Raw genomic sequence first — 17,458 nt, 5'->3', positions numbered from 1 at the left:
GGAAGGATGACCATGAAACCCACCCTGCTGGCCCTGACGCTGCTGGCCACGGCCACGGCTGCCCAGGCCGAAAGCACCCGCCTCGCCTATTCCAAGGCCGAAGACGTCGAGGTCTTCGTCGATCACCCTGCAGCCGCCTGGTGCGCCCCCGACCTGGCGCTGCGCTTCGTCTATGGCAAGGCCGCCGAGGCCGTGGCCGTCGAACGCCTGATGCCCAAGATCGGCGCATTGCTCGGCAAGCAGTGCGACCAGGCCGAACGCCTGACCTGGACGGCGACCGGTAGCACCGACGCCCGGCTGAACGGAACGGCCACCAAGGCCACGGCCTGGACGGCGCAGGTACAGAATCCGGCTGCCGTCGCCGCAGCTCCTGCTCCGGCCCCCGTCGCGCCGCCCAAGGCGGCGCCTGCCGAGGCTCCCGCTGCTACGGCGCCTGAAACGGCCAAGCAGGCCACTCCTCCAGCAGTCACGGAGGCACCGGCACCCGCAGCGCCAGCGGCCCCGGTCGCCGAATCTACACCTGTCGCGCCGGCCAAGGTCGAGCCTGCACCTGCAGCAGCCAAGGAGTCTGCCGGTCAGATCGCCACCGATTTCGATGTCGCCGGCTGGCGCCCGGGCGATGGCGAAGCCGAACTGGCCAAGAGCGACTTCATGACCACCCTCAAGGACAGCCAGGGCTGCGCCTTCCGCGTCCCCTTCAAGGTCGAGGAAGACAGCCGCTACCTGCAGGTGCGCTCCAGTGGTATCCGTTGCGAGAACGGCCTAGCCCAGGGCGAGGGTGAACTCGCCGTGGAGCGAAGCGACGGCAAGCAATTGCAGCGCTGGAAGGGCTTTTTCCTCAATGGTCTGCCGCTGGACAAGCCCTTGCCGCCGCTGCGCTTTGTCGGCTTCGATAGCCAGAAGCAGGCTCTATTCCTGCTGGCCAGCGATCCGGTGACCGCCAGCTACAGCCTGCTGCGTCTCGGCTACAGCTATCGCGGCCAGTGGTCGATCAGCGGTCCGGATGTACTGTTCGTGACCGGCAACAGCGAACAATTCCGTCAGCTCGACCAGATCCGTCCCATCATCGCCAAGACCCAGCAACAGCTCGACGCGCTGGGCACGATGATCCCGCACTTCACCTTCCTGGCCGTGCGCGACTTCACCAAGGGTATCTTTTCCCGCCCCTGGAACAGCAACGAATCCAGTCAGGACTTCTGGCTGTATCGCGTCAATGTTGACCGCAACTGGCGCAGCAAGGCCTGGCAGTACAATCCCGAGCAGGCTACCAACTACCTGTTCATGTGGGACGAGAAGCAGGCGCGCCAGCGCGAGCAGGCCGCACGCGAGCGTGAGCGCGAAGCCCGGCAGGTACGGATGCAGCAGGCGTTCCGTGCCCGTGATCAACTCGCCACCTACGAGCGCCTGACCCAGGAAGCGCGCAGCAATCCCCAGGCGCTGCTGGCGCGACAAGTCAACGATGTGGACTACGCGCCGGGCAGTGGTGGCGACTATGGAGACCTGGTGCGTGGCGCTACCCATCCCGTACGCCTGATCGCCCGGGTGACCAAGACGAATAGCGACGGCTGGACCCTCGACTATCCCTATCCGATCCAGGCGCAGGTACCGGCCGGCATCCCGGCCAAGACCGGCTGGTATGTCCTGAGCGGCACCCTGCAGCTCGATCCGAAGGCGCGTGACGCCGACGACCTGCCCCTGACGCACCTGACGGCCAAGGTCGTGCAGCCCTGTACCAGCGAAGGCTGCAGCGACCTGCGCGATCCCCTGGCGCTGGCACGGGTGCAATTCGAAGATCCCGCCTGGACCCCCGAGGCGGCCCGCCAACAGCTCAAGGATGCCGATCTCGGCGAGGAGCGCTTCTGATGAAACGGACTCTCAACGTCAAACTCCTGGCCGGTGCGGCGCTGGTCGTGGTGGTCGGTGGCTATTTCGGTCTCAAGGCCTACGCCGCTCATGTCGCCGACGGACGCCTGCGCGACTGGCTGTTCGAACACCGCCTGCAGGACCGGATCAGCTGGCAGTCGCTGTCCTCCTCACCGCTGGGTGGCACGATCAAGCTGCACGAGGTGCGCCTCAGCGATGGGCCGAGCATCGCCCAACTGACTCTCTCCGACCTCAAGGACGAACCCGCCCACCGCCGGGCCGATGTCCAGTTCGAAGGCGTGGCCTTTCCGCCCGACGCCAAGAGCCGCTCGACGGCGCTGCGGCTGCCCCTGGTTGGCGATCTGCTGCTCGCCAGCGGACGCGCCGAACTGGCGCCCTTTTCCGGCCGGTTGAAATGGAACGTCGAGGATGAGCTGGCGGACATCGGCCTGACCCTGGACCTGCCGGAGCTGCTGGACGTGGACGCGAGCCTGTCGCTGAGCCAGGTCCGCCGCCTGGCCGAAGACTTGAGCGAACTCGCCGACAGTGGCCAGGAGGAGAATCGGCGCGGTCTGCTGTCGCCCTTCGCTCTGCTGGGCGGGCTGCAGCAGGGCGCGCAACGTGCCGAGCTCAAGGGCTTGCAGGTGGACGTCAGGGATCAGGGCTATTTCAAGCGCAGTCTGGCCCTGACCCGCCGCTATCTGCCGCTCGACCCTACCGCGGGCGACTTCGACAGGCAGCGTGACCGGGCGCTGGCCGCGGTGCACCAGCAGCAGCGCAATGACTGTCTGCAGGACTTCAAGAACCTGGGTGCGCGCGGCAAGGACCTTTGCAAGAGCCTGGTCGATCTGGCCTCCGGCGAGGAAGACGGTCTGCGGGTGAGTCTTGCGCCCAAGGAACGCGTGCGTCTGGGCGATACCCTGGAAGTCGCCCTGACCGCGGCCCTGGATCCCGCGGGCGCCGCCGGTCTGCTGGACCGTCTCAATCTGGAGTCGAAAAGCCTCTGACGGCAGCGCTCAGGCCCAGGCTTCCCGCAGCCTGGCCAGCGCCTCCTTGATCCGTGCCTCCGGCACCGCCGCGAAGCCCAGTACCAGTCCGGCGCGGGCGTCGGGCGGGGTCGGGCCCTCGGGCAGCCAGTAGCGCGACAGCGCATTGAGCTCCACCCCGACCGCGGCCGCCCGGGTCACCAGCTCGGCTTCGCGAGCCAGGTGGGTGACCGGCAGGCACAGATGCAGGCCGGCCACCGGGACGCCCGGCGGGGCGCAGCCGGCAACCGCTGGCCAGCCGGCCAGCAGGGCATCGCGGCGATTGCGCGCGGCCCGTCGCATGCGGCGGATATGGCGCTGGAAATGGCCCTGTTCGATGAAATCGGCCATGACCGTCTGGGTGGCGCTGTCGAGATGGCGGATCCCGGCCCGTTGCAGCTCCAGCAGTGCCGGCAGCAGCGCGGGCGGGGCCACCAGATAGCCCAGGCGCAGGCCGGGAAAGGCGATCTTGGAAAAGGTACCGACATAGAGCACCCGACCGTGGCGATCCAAGGCGGCCAGGGGCGCCAGCGGCGCACCCTGGTAGCGGTATTCGCCGTCGTAGTCGTCCTCGACGATCCAGCCGTCGGCCTGCCGCGCCCAGTCCAGCAGCGCCAGGCGGCGCGGCAGGGACAGTACCGCGCCGGTGGGATACTGATGCGACGGGGTGACATAGACCAGCCGGCAGTCCGGCAGCCCTGCCAGTTGCTCTACCATCAGCCCGGCCCCATCCACCGCGACGCCCTGCAACCGCGCCCCGCCACTCTGCAAGGCCAGGCCCGCGGCGCGATAGCCGGGATCCTCCATGGCCGCCCAGGCTCCGGGCGCCAGCAGCAACCGGGCGCAGAGTTCGATGGCCTGCTGGGCGCCGCTGGTGATGAGGATCTGCTCGGGTGCGCAGACCAGGCCCCGCGCCTGGCGCAGATAGGCGCAGAGCAGGCAACGCAGCCTTGGTTCGCCGCCGGGTTCGCGATAGCCCAGCAGCGCCGGCTCCGGCTGGCGCCAGAAACGCTGCTGCAGCCGCGCCCAGGTGGCGAAGGGAAACAGATCCATCGCCGGCAGGCCGACCCGAAAGGCGCACGGTGCGCCGGGCGGCACACTGGCCTGGGGCACGGGTGTCGTCCTGGCCGTGGCTTCGGGAGTGGCCAGCGCCCGGGTCACGGGCGCGACATAGGTACCATCGCCCGGGCGACTGTCGAGAAAGCCCTCGGCCAGGAGCTGCTCGTAGGCGGCGGTCACGGTATTGCGCGAGATCCCCAGCAACCGCGCCAGTTCACGACTGGCCGGCAGCCGTACCCCGGCGGCCAGCTCACCGGCCAGGATGCGCTCGCGCAGGCCCTGGTAGAGCTGGCGCGCCAGGCCCTGACCCGGCTCCAGCAACAGCCCCGACGGCTCGAATCCCAGCATGGATTGGCACCCTGAAAGTCATGGAAATTGGCTCTTACAGGGAGCCAACGTCGACCTTAGCATGGCCGGACGTCGCTGGAGTTCCTGACCATGTATCCCAATCCCGCCTTTCGCCTCGAAGACCTGCCCAGGCTGCACCAGCATCTGCGCGATCATGCCCTGGCGCTGCTCATCAGCCAGACCGACGCCGGTCCGCTGGTCAGCCATCTGCCGCTCTGGCTGGCGCCCGACGAGGGTCCCTGTGGCACCCTCTATGGCCATCTGGCGCGCAGCAATCCCCAGGCCCAGGCACTGGTCGAGGCAGGCCAGGTACTGGCGGTGTTTCAGGGTCCCCAGGCCTATGTCAGCCCGGCCTTCTATCCCGGCAAGGCCGAACATGGCCGGGTGGTGCCGACCTGGAACTACCAGGCCGTGCACGCTCGCGGCAACGTCGAGGTATTCGATGACCCCGAGCGTCTGCTGCAGCTGCTGGAACGCCTCACCGACCAGCACGAAGCCGGGCGTGCCCGCCCCTGGCAGGTCGCGGATGCGCCCGCGGATTATGTCCAGGGCATGCTGCGCGCCATCCGCGGCCTGCGTCTGCCGCTGGACAGTCTCCAGGGCATCGCCAAGCTCAGCCAGAATCGCAACGCCGCCGATCGCGAAGGCGTCCGCCAGGGACTGGCCGCCAGCCCGGTACCCGGCGACCAAGCCCTGGCCGCCCTGATCCCCTCTCTCGCCTGACCCTGGAGCCACCCATGACCATCCGCCCCCTGAGCGAAGCCGATCACGCCGTCTGGCACGCGTTGTGGCAGGCCTACCTGGCCTTCTACGAGACCCGGCTGCCGGAAACCACCTATGCCCGCACCTGGCAACGGCTGCTCGACCCCGCCCAGCCCTTGTACGGCGCCTTGGCCTGGGACGGCGAGCGCCCCCTGGGCCTGGTGCACTTCATCTATCACCCCTCCTGCTGGACCGAAACCGACTACTGCTACCTGCAGGATCTCTATGTCGCCGAGGATCACCGCGGCGGCGGCCTGGGCCGCGCCCTGATCGAGCACGTCTATGCCCGCGCCGCAGCGGACGGCTGCGACCGGGTGCACTGGCTGACCCAGGAGACCAACTACCCGGCGTGTCAGCTCTATGATCGCATCGCCACCCACTCCGGTTTCATCCAGTACCGCCACCTGCTAGGAGACAGACCATGACCCCTCTCGACTGGACCCCGGCCCAGCTGCCCCAGCCCCGCTTGCTGCAGGGTCGCTATGTACGCCTGGAACCCCTGGACCCCCAGCGTCACGGCGACGATCTCTGGGCGGCCCTGCACGACCAGGACCCGGCCCTGTGGGACTATCTGCCCTATGGCCCCTTCACCGAGCGGGCCGCCTTCGACAGCTGGCTGGCGGGCCTGGCCCAGGGGCGCGATCCGCTGTTCCATGCCGTGGTGGATCCCCGTGACGGCCGCGCCCTCGGGCAACTCAGCCTGATGAGCATCGTCCCCGAACACGGCAGCATCGAGATCGGCCATGTCGCCTTTGGCGGGCGCCTGCAGCGCACGCCCCTGGCCACCGAAGCCTTCTATCTGCTGATGCAGGAAGCCTTCGCCCTCGGCTATCGGCGCCTGGAGTGGAAGTGCGACGACGCCAATGCCCGCTCGAAACGCGCCGCCGAGCGGTTGGGGATGCGCCATGAGGGGCTGTTCCGGCAGCACCGGGTGGTCAAGGGCCGCAACCGCGACACCGCCTGGTTCAGCCTGCTGGATCACGAGTGGCCCATGGTGGACGCCGGCTTCCAGCGCTGGCTGGCGGCGGAGAATTTCGATGCCGAAGGACGCCAGCTTAGCGCCCTGGCCGTGAGCGCCGGACGCACCGGCTGACCCGTCACTCGCCGCGGATATAACCCTCCAGATGGCGGATCAGCTCCGCCTGCTGGACGGTGGTCGCCTTGACCAGGTCGCCAATGGACAACAATCCGATCAGCTTGCCGTTACCCATCACCGGCAGGTGGCGCAGGTGGTGGTCGGTCATCATCTGCATGCAGTCGCCCACGGTCTGCTGCGGCAGCACGATGATGACCGCCTCGGTCATGATCTCGCTGACCGGGGTCGCGTAGGAGGAACGCCCCTGCAAGGCCACCTTGCGCGCATAGTCGCGCTCGCTGACGATACCCACCAGCTCGCCGTCGCGCATCACCGGCAGCGCCCCGACGTTCTTTTCCGCCATCAGCCGCAGGGCGTCGAGCACCCAGGCGTCGGGAGCGATGGTGTAGACGTCCTGCTGGGTCTTCAGGGCGAGCAACTGGGCGACGGTTTTCATTGTGGTTCTCCTGAGGTGAGGCGAGCGTGACCGGAAACGCCTGGCAGGGCCGGTCAGCCGATTACATCAGGCCATCTGAACGCCCTTGTCGCCCGAACGACGTCGATCCCGCCACAGGCGCCATGCCAGGGCCAGCAGGAAACCGGCCGTCAGCAACACCACCAGGGTGGGCGCCGGCGCGCTGTCCCAGACCAGGCTCAGCAGCACCCCGCCCAGGGCCGCCGTCACGGCCAGCGCCGTGGCCACCAGCAGCATCCAGCCAAAGGAACGGGTCAGCAGAAAGGCGGTGGCGCCGGGAGCGATCAACAGCGCCACCACCGGCACCATGCCCACCGCCTGCAGGGCGCCGACCACGGTCAGGGCGATCAGGCCGAGCAGGCCGTAGTGCAGCAGCCCTACCCGCAGGCCCAGGGCCCGTGCCTGGGCCGCATCGAAGGCCAGTACCAGCAGATCGCGCCAGCGACAGGCCAGCGCCAACACCACCAGGCCGGCGATCACCGCCATCTGCCAGAAGGCTTCCGAGGTCACTCCCAGCAGGTCGCCGAGCAGGATGTGGTCCAGGTGCAGCTCGGTGGGCAGCCTGGCGTGCAGCACCAGGCCCAGGCCGAACATGCCGGAAAAGACCACGCCCATCAGGCTGTCCTGCTTTACCCTGCTGTGGCGCTTGAGATAGCCGGTGGCCAGGGCGCAGCCCAGTCCTGCGACAAAGGCGCCCGCCACCAGCGGCGCGCCCAGCGCCGACGCCAGCACCAGGCCGGGAAACACCGCGTGGGCGATGGCATCGCCCAGCAGCGCCCAGCCCTTGAGCACCAGAAAGCAGGACAGCAGCGCCGCGGGCACCGCCACCAGCACGGCCATCAGCAGTGCCTGGCGCATGAAGTCGACTTCCAGGGTCAGCCACAGCCAGTCCATCAGCCCGCCTCCGCCGTCTGCCGCGTTCGCCGGCGGTTGGCCAGCAGGCCGTGACGCGGCGCCAGCACGAAGGCCAGCAGAAAGATCAGAGTCTGCAAGACCACCACGCAGCCACCGGTGGCGCCGTCGAGGAAGTAGCTGAGATAGGTGCCCAGCAGCCCGCTGCCGACGCCGATGGCGACGCTGATCAGCACCACCCGGGAGAAGCGGTCGCTGAGCAGATAGGCCGTCGCCCCCGGCGTCACCACCAGGGCGATGACCAGGAAGGCGCCCACCGTCTGCATCGCCGCCACGGTGCTCAGCGCCAGCAGGATGAAGAACAGCAGCTTGTAGCCGGTGGGATTGAGGCCGCAGGCACGCGCCTGGCCCTCGTCGAAGAACACCAGCAGCAGATCGCGCCATTTGAGCAGCAGCACCAGCAGAGAGAGGGTGGCGATGATCAGCAGCTGGCGACTGGCCTCGGGGGTGATGGCCAGGATGTTGCCGAAGACGATGGTCTGGATGTCCACCGCGACCGGCGCCAGCGAGACCAGGAACAGCCCGCCACCAAAGAAGGCGCTGAAGATCAGGCCGATGATGACGTCTTCCTTGAGCCGGGTGTACTGCCGCAGGCCGAGCATGGCCCCGGCCGCCGCGCCGCCGGCGAGAAAGGCGCCGAGGGCCAGCGGCAGGCCGAGCAGATAGGCGCCGGCCACGCCGGGCACCACGGCATGGGACAGGGCATCGCCGATCAGCGACCAGCCCTTGAGCATCAGGTAGGCGGAAAGGAAGGCACACAGTCCGCCCACCAGCGCCGCCGCGCCCAGGGCGTTTCTCATGTAGCCATAGGTCAGGGGTTCCAGCAGCCCTTCCATCAGGCACGCTCCCGGCGCCGCGGCGCCGCCTGGCCCACTTCGAACAGGCGCAGCGCGCCGCCAAAGGTGCGTTCCAGGTTCTCGCGGGTAAAGACCTCGGCCGTCGGCCCCTGGGCCAGCACGGTGCGATCGAGCAATACGGTGCGGTCGCAGAAGCGCTCGATGCTGGCCAGGTCATGGGTCGACACCAGCATCGAGCGACCCTCGGTGCGTAGCGCCTGGAGCAATTCGATGATGGCGCGCTCGGAGAGGGCATCCACCCCGGTGAAGGGTTCGTCCAGCAGAATCACCCGGCTGTCCTGGGCCAGGGCGCGCGCGAGGAAGACCCGCTTCTGCTGGCCGCCGGAGAGTTCGCCGATCTGCCGCTTGCGCAACTCGGTCAACCCCACCCGCGCCAGGGCGGCGTCCACCGCCTGGTGATCGGCGGCGCGGGCCAGGCGCAGAAAATTCATCCGGCCATAGCGACCCATGAGCACCACGTCTTCCACCCGCACCGGAAAGTCCCAGTCCACATCTTCGCTCTGGGGGACGTAGGCGACGAGGTTGCGCTTGAGCGCCTGGGCCACCGGCAGGTCATCGACCCTTACCTGGCCAGTGCGCAGGAGCACGAAGCCCATGATCGCCTTGAACAGCGTCGACTTGCCGCTGCCATTGACGCCCACCAGGGCGGTGATGGAGCCGCCGGGCACCACCAGACTGGCGTCGCGCAGGGCGGTGTGGCCATTGCGATAGGTCACGCCGACCCCGTCGAGGGCGATCATGGCGCCAGCCCCTTGACCAAGGTTTCGCTGGTGACCCGCAGCAGGTCGAGATAGGTGGGCACCGGCCCCTCGGCGGCGCTCAGGGAATCCACATAGAGCACCCCGCCGTAGCGCGCACCGCTCTCCCGTGCCACCTGCTCAGCCGGGGCGGCGGAAACCGTGCTTTCGCTGAACACCGCCGGAATCCGCTCGGCGCGTACCGTCTCGATCACCCGGCGGACCTGCTGCGGCGTGCCCTGGGCATCGGCGTTGATCGGCCAGAGATAGAGCTCCTTGAGCCCCAGGTCGCGCGCCAGGTAGCTGAAGGCGCCCTCGCTGGACACCAGCCAGCGCCGCTGTTCGGGAATCGCCTGCAGCTGCTGGCGCAGGGGTTCGAGGGTGGCGGTGATGCGCGTCTTGTAGGCCTCGGCGTTGCGCCGATAGGTGTCGGCCTGGGCCGGATCATGCTGCACCAGGGCATCGCGGATGTTGTCGACGTAGATCAGCGCCGCCCGGGGCGACATCCAGGCATGGGGATTGGGCTTGCCGGCATAGGGGCCGTGGGCGATGGCGATGGGCTCGACGCCGCGGGAGACCACCGCGCTGGGCACGTCCTTCATGCGGCTGAAGAAGCGCTCGAACCAGAGCTCCAGATTCAGGCCGTTCCACAGCACCAGCTGGGCATCGCGCGTCTTGAGCAGATCGCCCGGGGTAGGCTGGTAGTTGTGGATCTCGGCGCCGGGCTTGGTGATGGATTCCACCCGCGCGGCATCACCCGCCACATTGCGCGCCATGTCGGCGATCACCGTGAAGGTGGTGACCACCTTGAACGGCTCCGCGGCCTGGGCGGCGTTGCCCAGCAGCACTCCCAGCAGACCCGCCAGGGTCCAGCGTCTCGTCTTCTCCAGCATCCGGCCCGCCTCTCGGTATTTATAGCCTTGGCTAAATTAGATAGCACAACCTATCAGAGGTGCAGGGAGACTTTGTAACCTGGGATGAGAGGGGGCCAGGACAGAGATGAACAGGACAAGGCGCCTCGCTCAGGACATAGCGGAGGCGCCTATGAGGGCGGTAGAGGCGAGTGGCCCCTACCTGATCGGCAGGGATCAGTGCGCGGCGTGGACCGTCATGCCGCGAGAGCGCTCGGGCTGGGTCTCCAGCGGGCGACGTTCGGCGTGCCCATCGAGCAGCTTGTCCAGCAGACCGCGCAGGGCGCGTTTCTTGAGGTCTTTCAGCATCGCGAATCCTCCCGGGATCGTTATAGCCTTGGCTATATTAAATAGCAGACCCTATCGAGAGGTGTTAGTGCTTTTTCTCAATCGGATAAATAGAGGCGACCTAAATCCTTCGCGCGGGCAGCGACACCTAGCCGCCTTCTTCCATCGATATTCGCAGGCGGCGCCGGGCTTCCTGCGGCGCCAGGCCGGTCCAGCGCCGGAAGGCTCGGCGGAAGTTGCGCAGATCGCCGAAGCCGCTCTGAAAAGCCACCTCGGCCAGGGCCAGGTCAGCCCGACCGAGCAGCGTCAGGGCCCGTTCGCGACGCGCTTCGTCGACCAGGGCCTGGTAGCGGGTACCCGCTGCCTCGAGTCGACGCCTTAGCGTACGCTCGCTGAGATTGAGCGGCGCGGCCAGTTGCGCCAGGGTCGGCGGCGCAGCCAGCCGCTTGCGGATCTCGCGCTGCAAGCCCTCGACCAGATCCGTTCGCAGCGGATCGTGGCCGGCAGCTGCGCCCAGCAATTCGATCACCTCGGTGGCCACCGCATCGTCGCGGGTGGCGAGGGGCAGGTCCAGCCAGGCGGAGTCGAATTCGATGGCGGTCGCTGGTGCGGCAAAACGCACCGGGCACTCGAACAAGGCCGGATAGCGCTCGCCATGCGGTGGAGCGGGATAGTCCAGGCTCAGCGCCCGCGGCGGCAGTCGGGTCCCGGCCAGATGCCGGGCGACGCTCAGCACGCTGGCCAGTCCCTCCTCCATGTAGAAGGCGGTCACCGCCGGCTCGCGGAAGCGTGGTGTCAGCACCAGTCGCACCGCCGAGCGCTCTTGCTCCAAGGCATAGTCGAGCATGGCACCGGCCTGCCGCTGATAGTGCAGCCCCAGCTCCAGGGCCGCGCCCAGGGTGGCGCAGGCCTGCATGCCGAGCCCGACCAGGCCCGGCGAGACGCTCGTCTGCCGGGCACCCACGGCCAGGCCCAGGCCGTCGTCGCCCAGTTGCGCCAGGCAGCGCCTGACCAGCAGATAGCCCTGCCGGTGCGAGAGGCGAAAGCCCGGCCGCTGCACATCGGCCGCCGTGAACCCCAGGCCGCGGCAGAGTCGCTCGACGTCACCCTGGCGTTCGGCCGCCACCCGCAGCAGCAGCCGCGATACCTGCGGCGGCGCCGAGGCACGGGAAAAGCGCGGATCGATGGGGTCCGGCATGACGACGCTCCACGGACGAGAACCTGCCTGGACGTTAACCCAGTGGCGACCAGGCGGACATCCCCTGGCAACGGCTGTCCGTTTCGGCCCCCCTCGCTGGCCGCCGCCACCCTGCCAGGGGCCCTCGATCCGCCGCTAAGGTTGCCTCGACACCCACCCGTGGAGACCCGCATGAACGACGACCTTCCCTACCAGGATTGCGGCGAGCGCATCTGCATCGTCGGCGGTGGCCCCGGCGGCCTGTGCATGGCCCGCGCCCTCAAGCGCCGTAGCCTGGACTACGAGCAATTCGAGCGCCACAGCGACTTCGGCGGCGTCTGGGACCTGGATAATCCCGGTACCCCCATGTACGAATCCGCCCACTTCATCTCGTCGCGGGACCTCTCGGGCTTTCTCGACTATCCGATGCCCGCCACCTTTCCCGACTATCCGGGCAATCGCCAGATCCTCGACTACCTGTGCCCAGGCCCGCTTCAACACCGCCGTCGAACGGGTCGACCAGGATGCGGACGGCCGCTGGATCGTCACCCTCGACAGCGGTGAACGCCGCCGCTATCGAGCGCTGATCTGCGCCACCGGCTGCAACTGGGATCCCAACCTGCCGGAAATCCCGGGGCACTTCAGCGGCGAGATCCGCCATGCGGTCAGCTACCGGCGTGCGACGGAATTCCAGGGCAAGCGGGTACTGATCGTCGGCGCCGGCAACTCCGGGGCCGACATCGCCTGTGACGCCGCGGCCAACGCCGGGCGCGCCTTCATCAGCCTGAGGCGCGGCTATCACTTCATCCCCAAGCACCTCTTTGGCGTGCCGGCGGACGTCTTCGGCGAACGCGGTCCGCGCCTGCCGCTGTGGCTGGAGCGCCCATTGTTCCAAGGGCTGCTGCGCCTGCTGCAGGGCGACCTGACCCGCTTCGGCCTGCCCAGGCCGGACCATCGCCTGTTCGAGAGCCATCCGCTGCTCAACAGCCAGCTGTTGCACCATCTGCAGCACGGCAACATCCAGGCGCGTCCGGACATCGCCCACTTCGAGGGCGACCAGGTGGTGTTTCGCGATGGCAGCCGGGAGAGTCTCGACCTGGTGCTCTATGCCACCGGCTATCGCTGGAGTTGCCGTTACGCCGCCGACTACTTCAGCTGGCAGCACGGCCGGCCGCAGCTCTACCTGTCCATCTTCAGCCGCGAGCACCGCAACCTGTTCGGCATCGGCTACCTGGAGACCAATTCCAGTGCCTACAAGCTGTTCGACCAGGAAGCCCACCTGATCGCCTGCCACCTGGCCGACCAGCTGCAGCGGCCGCACCAGGCGCGCGAATTCCAGGCGCTGATCCAGCAGGACGATCCGGACCTCTCCGGCGGCATCCGCTTCGTCGACTCGCCGCGCCACGCCGTCTACCTGGAGGTGCACGCCCTGCAGACCTACCTGCGCCAGCTGCGCCGCCGGCTGGGCTGGAGCGACCTGACCCCGGGCTATTTCGATCCCCTGCGCCAGGCGCCCGCGCCGCTTCCGGCCAGCCTGGCCACCCCGTCCTGAGCGAGCCTGCCCATGAGCGACGTCATCCTGATCACCGGTGCCGCTGGCGGCATCGGTCAATGCCTGGCGCGGCAACTCAGCCGCCGGCCCGTCCAGTTGGTCCTGGTGGACCGCGACGCCAGGGGCCTGGCCGCCCTGCGCGCCGAGCTGGGCGAAGCCACCCTGACCTACGCCGCCGATCTCTGCGACGAAGACCAGCTCACCGCCCTGATCGACTTCGTCCAGCAGCGCTGCGGTCGCCTCGACGCCCTGGTCAACAACGCCGCCATCGTCCGCGTCGGCCCCCTGACCGAACGCAGTCCGGCCAGCATTCGCCAGGAGCTCGACATCAACCTGCTGGCGCCCCTGCTGCTCGCGCGCCTGGCCATCCCCCTGCTCAGGCGCTCGACCAATGCCCGGCTGGTCACCACCGTCTCCCTGGCGGGCATCTTTCCCACCCCGGAGAGCCCCGTCTATTGCGCCAGCAAGTTCGGCTTGCGCGGCGACATCCTCGCCCTGGCCCAGGATCTCGCGCCCCAGGGCATCCGCGTCTGCTGTGTCCTGCCGTCGGCCACCGACACCCCGATGCTGCGCCACGAAGCCATCGCCGGCGGCAATGCCCTGCAATTCATGGATCCGCCCCAGTCGCCCGAGACGGTGGCGCGGCTGCTGGTGCGGGTGCTGGATCGACCGCGGCTGGAAAGCGCCCCGCGCGCCGGCGAACTCTGGCTGAGCCGGCTGGCGATGCTGGTGCCCGACCTGCTGCCGCGCCTGTTGCCGTTCTTTCAGCGTCGCGGCGAACGCGGTCTGCGTCGCTATCTCAGCGACCTGGAGCAGCGCGGCCTGGCCGAACGCCACGAAGGCACCTGGCGCCTGCGCGCGGACGACCGACCCGACTAGCCTTCTTTCGGAAACAAAAAAGGGCCGGTGTCAAGCCATTAGTGAAAACAGCCTGATGGTCAGAAGTCTATACAGGGCGCGGGTTTAGCTCTACTTTGGGCCGCGTTGCGGGAGTGCGGCGTTGTGGACTAGGTGCCACACAGGAGCGTCGGGAGAGAAAGCCGGATCGCACTTGGTCGTGCAGAGAACGCCGGGCTTGAACCGTCATCATAGCCCGATCGACCGCCGCTCTCCACAACTAAGAACGCGCAGCCTTGGGGCTGCGCGTCGAGGAATGGCCGCTAGCAGAAACCACCATCGTCAGCTTGATTTTGGCGTCACAGCCTTGCCGGCCTCTCCCTTCCTGAACCCCCGATCCCCCGCCATGAAGGCTTCGAGCATGTGCGGGATTAGCGTCGTCGCATCGACCGTCTCGCCATAGGTCTGCGCGTGCAGCGCGGCGTACCGGTCGAGGTCGGTTTTCAGGCTGGCCGGGCAAGCAAAGGTCAGCTTCGTGGATTCCATCTTTGGCAGCGGCCCCAGCCGCAGCTTGCGCGTCGTCATCGTGAAGTCCCCCGGTTGAAGAAAAGCGGCTGGTACGGCCGCAGCACCAGGTCGCGGTTGACGATGATGCGAACCGGCAGACCCGGCCGTTCGGTCAGCGTCGGCTGGATGTTCATGTTGCGCCGGGTCATTTCCTGCCCGACCTGATTCACACTGTCCTGCGCGCTGTCGCGCCCCGCAATCACGATGCGATTGCCGTCCTGCCGGTTCTCCGGCGCGGCCAGCTCGGCACCGACACCCAGCAGCGTCGTCAGCGCCGCGCCGGCGAAGATGCGGCGCCAGTGGTAATCCACGTCGTCTTCCAGCCCGGCGTAGCCGGCCGGGTCGGTGCCGGCCAGGTTGTCGAGCGTGAGCGAAGACGTGTCCGGCAGGATGATCCGGTTCCACACGACCTGCACGCGACTCTGCCCGTAGCTGACCTGGCTGCTGTATTTGCCCAGGATGCGCGAACCCTGCGGGATCAGCAGGAACTTCCCGGTAGCCGTGTCATAGACCGGCTCCGTCACCGTGGCGATCACCTCGCCCGGCAAGTCCGACTTGATGCCGGTCACCAGCGCCCCGGCCACCACCGTTCCGGCCATCACCTGATACGGCGAAGCCGGCAGGGTCAGATTGCCGGAATTACGGGTTTCCGTGGTTCCGGCTTTCTGGAACGCCTCTTTCTGGTCTTGCCGGTTCTGCACGGTGGTCGGATCGGCAGACTGGGCCGCCGTCGAGGCAGGCCCGGCCGCCATCGGATCGAACGCCGCATTGGCGGCGAAGCCGGACGCGGCAGCGGCTTGCGACTGCGCCACCGGCGCGGCCTTTTGCGTGCCAGAGCGGAAGAACACCGATGAACCCGCGGCCGCTTCGGCTTCCTTGCGTAAGGCGTCGTTGGGGTCCTGGCTGGGTGGCGCATAGGTGGCCGTCACCGGCTGCTGCGACTTCACGATGGCCGGGCCAAGATCGCCTGGCAGCGGTGGCCCCAGTTCGGGCACCTTGGGCGGCACGGCTGGCGGCAGCTTGGAGTAATCCGCCGGCAGCGCATCCAGCCCTTCGGACTTGGAGACGCGATCGACGTTGTATAGCTCGGTCTGCTCGCCAGTGCCTCGCCGCTGCGGTTGCAGCGACCACATCAACGCGCCGAGCACGGCGACCGACAGGCTGCCTGCGAGGATGGCCAGCGTGCGCCGGTTCAAGCGCGTGACCGGGCGCGGCTGGGCGCGCAGCGCCACCGCCTCGGGCGCGACTTTGCCCGCCTGTGGCATGGTGAGGTCGGGAGCGTCGTCTTGGCTCATGCTCAGTTCCTCCCGTTCCTTGAGACGACGCCATCGGTACGCTCGATCCGCACCACGTCACCCTTGTCGCCACCCAGGCGCAGTTCGGCAGCGCCGAACAGCCGATCCACGATGTAGTACGGCGGACGGAAGCGGTAGTTCACCAACTGCCCGTCGCCCTGCGGGCCGATCACGAACAGCGGCGGCAGCTCGCCTTGGGCGATGCCCGCCGGGAACTGGATGTAGACCTTCTCGCCGTCATCGAAGACGCGCAGCGGCTTCCACGGCGGATTGCTGCCGGACACCACGTAGCGGAAACGGATCTTCTCCAGCGACAGGCCGGTATCGACCGGCGCGGCGGCGCTAGCCGTCTGCGCCTGACGCTGCAAGGCCAGCATCTTGTCCTTGGGGTAATCCCAGGACACCGAGGCCATCCACGCCTTTTCCGTGGAAGTCAGCTCCAGCAGGTACGTCCTGCGGCTGGTGGTGATGACCAGGTTCGTCTTGAGGCCCGAACGGATGGGCTTCACCATCACATTGACGCGCAGCGCGTCGCCGCTGCCGCTGGACGTGTCGCCCACGATCCAGCGCACGGTATCGCCGGCAGCGACCGTCACCAGTTCCTCCCCCGGCTGGAGCGCGATCACGGTCACGCGGCCCACGGCCGCATAGACCTGATACAGCGCGCCATCGGTGAAGGGCCACACCTGAATCGCATTGACGTAGCCCTCGCGGGTGGGCGCGATGCGCGCCTCGGCGTTGGCGCGGGACACGCGCACCTTCTCGTCGGCAGGCTCCGGCGCAGCCGGGGCCGCATCCGCTTCGGACAATGGCTTCAACTGTGCCGGCAGCGCCAGCGGCTCGGGCACTTTGACCACCTCCACCGGCGCGGGCGGCTCCGGCAACGGCTGCGCCTGCACCGGCTCATCGAGCGAGACGGCCGGCGGCGGCTTGCCCTGCGAGGCGCAGCCCGAGAACAAGACAGCCGAGGCCAGCAGGATCGACGGCACGGCGGATTTGCGGAAAAGTGCATTCATGGTTTCACTCCTTCGGAAGCATCCAGTTCGCGGCTCCATGACAGGCCATTGACGTAGATCCCCAGCGGGTTCTTGCGCAGGCGCTGTTCGGTGCGCGGGGTTTGCAGGACGATGGACAGCACGGCGTTCCACCGCTCGGTGCCGGCGGGCGCACCGTTGACGAATCGTTGTTCCGTCCAGCGCACGTTGAACGACGTGTCGCTGGCGCGGGTCACGCTGGTGATCTGCACCGTCACCGACTCGCGGCCGACACGGGCGAACGGATCGTTTTTGCTGGCGTAGTCGTTGAGCACCGCCGCGCCCTTGTCGGTGGTGTAGTCGTAGGCGTCGAGCCAGTTCTGCCGCACGACGATGGGATCGACGGAGAGCGAGCGCACCAGCGTGACGAAGTGCGCGAGGTGGTAGGCGATCTGCGCATCAGCGGGCTTGTACGGTGTGGCGGCTTCACCGACCGCACGCACCTGGCCGCTCTTGTCCACCTCGATGACGTAGGGCGTGACGATGGATTGCGCCGAACGCCAGACCAGGCCGCCGGCCATCAGCAGCGCGAGCGTGAGACAACCGAAGGCCATGAATCGCCAGTTCTTGGCCTGGACGCGGGCCGAGCCAATACGGTCGTCCCACACCTGCGCGGCGGACTGGTACGGGGTGGCAGGCTGCGGTGTATCGGCATAGCGCACCTGCGGTCGTTTGAATCGCATG

Annotated in this window: 20 protein-coding genes; 8 read left to right on the top strand and 12 right to left on the bottom strand. The window is 68.0% G+C overall.

Going from position 1 to position 17,458, the window contains the following annotated elements; translation table 11 throughout:
* The first annotated feature begins 12 nt into the window (after positions 1 to 12).
* Positions 13 to 1,863, top strand: coding sequence for a hypothetical protein (locus tag GSQ95_RS00715; protein ID WP_158890227.1), 1,851 nt, complete (start codon positions 13 to 15; stop codon positions 1,861 to 1,863).
* Positions 1,863 to 2,870: a hypothetical protein gene (locus GSQ95_RS00710; protein WP_158890225.1), complete on the top strand. Its 1,008-nt coding sequence runs from the start codon at positions 1,863 to 1,865 to the stop codon at positions 2,868 to 2,870. The genes GSQ95_RS00715 and GSQ95_RS00710 overlap by 1 nt, the downstream gene beginning before the upstream one ends.
* A 9-nt stretch (positions 2,871 to 2,879) precedes the next feature.
* Here the strand turns inward: GSQ95_RS00710 and GSQ95_RS00705 are convergent, their stop codons facing one another.
* Positions 2,880 to 4,295 carry a PLP-dependent aminotransferase family protein gene (locus GSQ95_RS00705; RefSeq protein WP_158890223.1) on the bottom strand — a complete coding sequence of 472 codons (1,416 nt, stop codon included), beginning with the start codon at positions 4,293 to 4,295 and terminating at the stop codon, positions 2,880 to 2,882.
* A gap of 90 nt (positions 4,296 to 4,385) precedes the next feature.
* Between GSQ95_RS00705 and GSQ95_RS00700 the strand changes: the two genes are divergently transcribed.
* From GSQ95_RS00700 to GSQ95_RS00690, 3 genes are read left to right on the top strand one after another with little or no spacing between them, the layout of a single operon-like run.
* Positions 4,386 to 5,018 (top strand): FMN-binding negative transcriptional regulator, encoded by a 633-nt coding sequence (locus GSQ95_RS00700; protein WP_158890221.1) that lies wholly within the window; start codon positions 4,386 to 4,388, stop codon positions 5,016 to 5,018.
* Positions 5,019 to 5,032: 14 nt separating this feature from the next.
* Positions 5,033 to 5,482 (top strand): GNAT family N-acetyltransferase, encoded by a 450-nt coding sequence (locus GSQ95_RS00695; protein WP_178118368.1) that lies wholly within the window; start codon positions 5,033 to 5,035, stop codon positions 5,480 to 5,482.
* Positions 5,479 to 6,150 (top strand): GNAT family N-acetyltransferase, encoded by a 672-nt coding sequence (locus GSQ95_RS00690; RefSeq protein ID WP_158890219.1) that lies wholly within the window; start codon positions 5,479 to 5,481, stop codon positions 6,148 to 6,150. The genes GSQ95_RS00695 and GSQ95_RS00690 overlap by 4 nt, the downstream gene beginning before the upstream one ends.
* Before the next feature lie 4 nt (positions 6,151 to 6,154).
* On the opposite strand, the gene GSQ95_RS00685 is transcribed toward GSQ95_RS00690, so the two are convergent.
* The 7 genes from GSQ95_RS00685 to GSQ95_RS00660 form a co-directional block, all read right to left on the bottom strand.
* Complete coding sequence (locus tag GSQ95_RS00685; protein ID WP_007160094.1) at positions 6,155 to 6,589, bottom strand: CBS domain-containing protein; 435 nt, start codon at positions 6,587 to 6,589, stop codon at positions 6,155 to 6,157.
* 66 nt (positions 6,590 to 6,655) lie between these two features.
* A complete protein-coding gene (locus tag GSQ95_RS00680; protein ID WP_158890217.1) occupies positions 6,656 to 7,501 on the bottom strand; it encodes a metal ABC transporter permease in 846 nt (281 codons plus the stop codon).
* The gene (locus GSQ95_RS00675; RefSeq protein ID WP_158890215.1) at positions 7,501 to 8,355 is read right to left on the bottom strand and encodes a metal ABC transporter permease; all 855 of its coding nucleotides are present in this window, start codon (positions 8,353 to 8,355) and stop codon (positions 7,501 to 7,503) included. Before GSQ95_RS00675 ends, GSQ95_RS00680 begins: the two co-directional genes overlap by 1 nt.
* On the bottom strand, positions 8,355 to 9,116 hold the full coding sequence (locus GSQ95_RS00670) for a metal ABC transporter ATP-binding protein (RefSeq protein WP_158890803.1): 762 nt from the start codon (positions 9,114 to 9,116) through the stop codon (positions 8,355 to 8,357). Before GSQ95_RS00670 ends, GSQ95_RS00675 begins: the two co-directional genes overlap by 1 nt.
* The gene (locus GSQ95_RS00665) at positions 9,113 to 10,006 is read right to left on the bottom strand and encodes a metal ABC transporter substrate-binding protein (RefSeq protein WP_158890801.1); all 894 of its coding nucleotides are present in this window, start codon (positions 10,004 to 10,006) and stop codon (positions 9,113 to 9,115) included. Before GSQ95_RS00665 ends, GSQ95_RS00670 begins: the two co-directional genes overlap by 4 nt.
* Positions 10,007 to 10,201: 195 nt before the next feature.
* Positions 10,202 to 10,333: a hypothetical protein gene (locus GSQ95_RS26365; protein WP_256664437.1), complete on the bottom strand. Its 132-nt coding sequence runs from the start codon at positions 10,331 to 10,333 to the stop codon at positions 10,202 to 10,204.
* A gap of 127 nt (positions 10,334 to 10,460) precedes the next feature.
* Positions 10,461 to 11,510 carry an AraC family transcriptional regulator gene (locus GSQ95_RS00660; RefSeq protein ID WP_158890799.1) on the bottom strand — a complete coding sequence of 350 codons (1,050 nt, stop codon included), beginning with the start codon at positions 11,508 to 11,510 and terminating at the stop codon, positions 10,461 to 10,463.
* 171 nt (positions 11,511 to 11,681) lie between these two features.
* Here GSQ95_RS00660 and GSQ95_RS26360 point away from each other — a divergent pair, with 171 nt between their 5' ends.
* Genes GSQ95_RS26360 through GSQ95_RS00650 form a run of 3 tightly spaced genes read left to right on the top strand, consistent with a single transcriptional unit; the run spans position 11,682 to position 13,920 of the window.
* Positions 11,682 to 12,053, top strand: coding sequence for an NAD(P)-binding protein (locus GSQ95_RS26360; protein WP_256664436.1), 372 nt, complete (start codon positions 11,682 to 11,684; stop codon positions 12,051 to 12,053).
* Positions 11,938 to 13,041 carry an NAD(P)/FAD-dependent oxidoreductase gene (locus GSQ95_RS00655; RefSeq protein ID WP_256664444.1) on the top strand — a complete coding sequence of 368 codons (1,104 nt, stop codon included), beginning with the start codon at positions 11,938 to 11,940 and terminating at the stop codon, positions 13,039 to 13,041. Before GSQ95_RS26360 ends, GSQ95_RS00655 begins: the two co-directional genes overlap by 116 nt.
* 12 nt (positions 13,042 to 13,053) lie before the next feature.
* Positions 13,054 to 13,920 (top strand): SDR family oxidoreductase, encoded by an 867-nt coding sequence (locus GSQ95_RS00650; protein WP_158890797.1) that lies wholly within the window; start codon positions 13,054 to 13,056, stop codon positions 13,918 to 13,920.
* Between the two features lie 300 nt (positions 13,921 to 14,220).
* Here the strand turns inward: GSQ95_RS00650 and GSQ95_RS00645 are convergent, their stop codons facing one another.
* The 4 genes from GSQ95_RS00645 to trbF are packed head-to-tail and all read right to left on the bottom strand — an operon-like array spanning position 14,221 to position 17,457.
* Positions 14,221 to 14,463 carry a DUF2274 domain-containing protein gene (locus tag GSQ95_RS00645; protein ID WP_158890795.1) on the bottom strand — a complete coding sequence of 81 codons (243 nt, stop codon included), beginning with the start codon at positions 14,461 to 14,463 and terminating at the stop codon, positions 14,221 to 14,223.
* Entirely contained in the window at positions 14,460 to 15,740 is a 1,281-nt protein-coding gene (locus GSQ95_RS00640; RefSeq protein ID WP_158890793.1) for a TrbI/VirB10 family protein, read from the bottom strand. The genes GSQ95_RS00645 and GSQ95_RS00640 overlap by 4 nt, the downstream gene beginning before the upstream one ends.
* Positions 15,741 to 15,742: 2 nt before the next feature.
* On the bottom strand, positions 15,743 to 16,756 hold the full coding sequence (gene trbG / locus GSQ95_RS00635) for a P-type conjugative transfer protein TrbG (RefSeq protein WP_158890791.1): 1,014 nt from the start codon (positions 16,754 to 16,756) through the stop codon (positions 15,743 to 15,745).
* The gene (gene trbF / locus GSQ95_RS00630; RefSeq protein WP_158890789.1) at positions 16,753 to 17,457 is read right to left on the bottom strand and encodes a conjugal transfer protein TrbF; all 705 of its coding nucleotides are present in this window, start codon (positions 17,455 to 17,457) and stop codon (positions 16,753 to 16,755) included. The genes trbG and trbF overlap by 4 nt, the downstream gene beginning before the upstream one ends.
* Between the last annotated feature and the right edge of the window lies 1 nt (position 17,458).

The sequence above is a fragment of the Pseudomonas sp. BAV 4579 genome (genome assembly GCF_009765395.1).
Classification (GTDB): domain Bacteria; phylum Pseudomonadota; class Gammaproteobacteria; order Pseudomonadales; family Pseudomonadaceae; genus Chryseomonas; species Chryseomonas aestiva.
Note: the sequence above shows the minus strand (reverse complement) of the source record. Positions and strands in the feature narration are given on the sequence as shown.

Coding starts and splice junctions, on each gene's coding strand:
- GSQ95_RS00715 (WP_158890227.1), top strand. CDS start 13: ATGAAACCCACCCTGCTGGCCCTGACGCTGCTGGCCACGGCCACGGCT.
- GSQ95_RS00710 (WP_158890225.1), top strand. CDS start 1,863: ATGAAACGGACTCTCAACGTCAAACTCCTGGCCGGTGCGGCGCTGGTC.
- GSQ95_RS00705 (WP_158890223.1), bottom strand. CDS start 4,295: ATGCTGGGATTCGAGCCGTCGGGGCTGTTGCTGGAGCCGGGTCAGGGC.
- GSQ95_RS00700 (WP_158890221.1), top strand. CDS start 4,386: ATGTATCCCAATCCCGCCTTTCGCCTCGAAGACCTGCCCAGGCTGCAC.
- GSQ95_RS00695 (WP_178118368.1), top strand. CDS start 5,033: ATGACCATCCGCCCCCTGAGCGAAGCCGATCACGCCGTCTGGCACGCG.
- GSQ95_RS00690 (WP_158890219.1), top strand. CDS start 5,479: ATGACCCCTCTCGACTGGACCCCGGCCCAGCTGCCCCAGCCCCGCTTG.
- GSQ95_RS00685 (WP_007160094.1), bottom strand. CDS start 6,589: ATGAAAACCGTCGCCCAGTTGCTCGCCCTGAAGACCCAGCAGGACGTC.
- GSQ95_RS00680 (WP_158890217.1), bottom strand. CDS start 7,501: ATGGACTGGCTGTGGCTGACCCTGGAAGTCGACTTCATGCGCCAGGCA.
- GSQ95_RS00675 (WP_158890215.1), bottom strand. CDS start 8,355: ATGGAAGGGCTGCTGGAACCCCTGACCTATGGCTACATGAGAAACGCC.
- GSQ95_RS00670 (WP_158890803.1), bottom strand. CDS start 9,116: ATGATCGCCCTCGACGGGGTCGGCGTGACCTATCGCAATGGCCACACC.
- GSQ95_RS00665 (WP_158890801.1), bottom strand. CDS start 10,006: ATGCTGGAGAAGACGAGACGCTGGACCCTGGCGGGTCTGCTGGGAGTG.
- GSQ95_RS26365 (WP_256664437.1), bottom strand. CDS start 10,333: ATGCTGAAAGACCTCAAGAAACGCGCCCTGCGCGGTCTGCTGGACAAG.
- GSQ95_RS00660 (WP_158890799.1), bottom strand. CDS start 11,510: ATGCCGGACCCCATCGATCCGCGCTTTTCCCGTGCCTCGGCGCCGCCG.
- GSQ95_RS26360 (WP_256664436.1), top strand. CDS start 11,682: ATGAACGACGACCTTCCCTACCAGGATTGCGGCGAGCGCATCTGCATC.
- GSQ95_RS00650 (WP_158890797.1), top strand. CDS start 13,054: ATGAGCGACGTCATCCTGATCACCGGTGCCGCTGGCGGCATCGGTCAA.
- GSQ95_RS00645 (WP_158890795.1), bottom strand. CDS start 14,463: ATGACGACGCGCAAGCTGCGGCTGGGGCCGCTGCCAAAGATGGAATCC.
- GSQ95_RS00640 (WP_158890793.1), bottom strand. CDS start 15,740: ATGAGCCAAGACGACGCTCCCGACCTCACCATGCCACAGGCGGGCAAA.
- trbG (WP_158890791.1), bottom strand. CDS start 16,756: ATGAATGCACTTTTCCGCAAATCCGCCGTGCCGTCGATCCTGCTGGCC.
- trbF (WP_158890789.1), bottom strand. CDS start 17,457: ATGCGATTCAAACGACCGCAGGTGCGCTATGCCGATACACCGCAGCCT.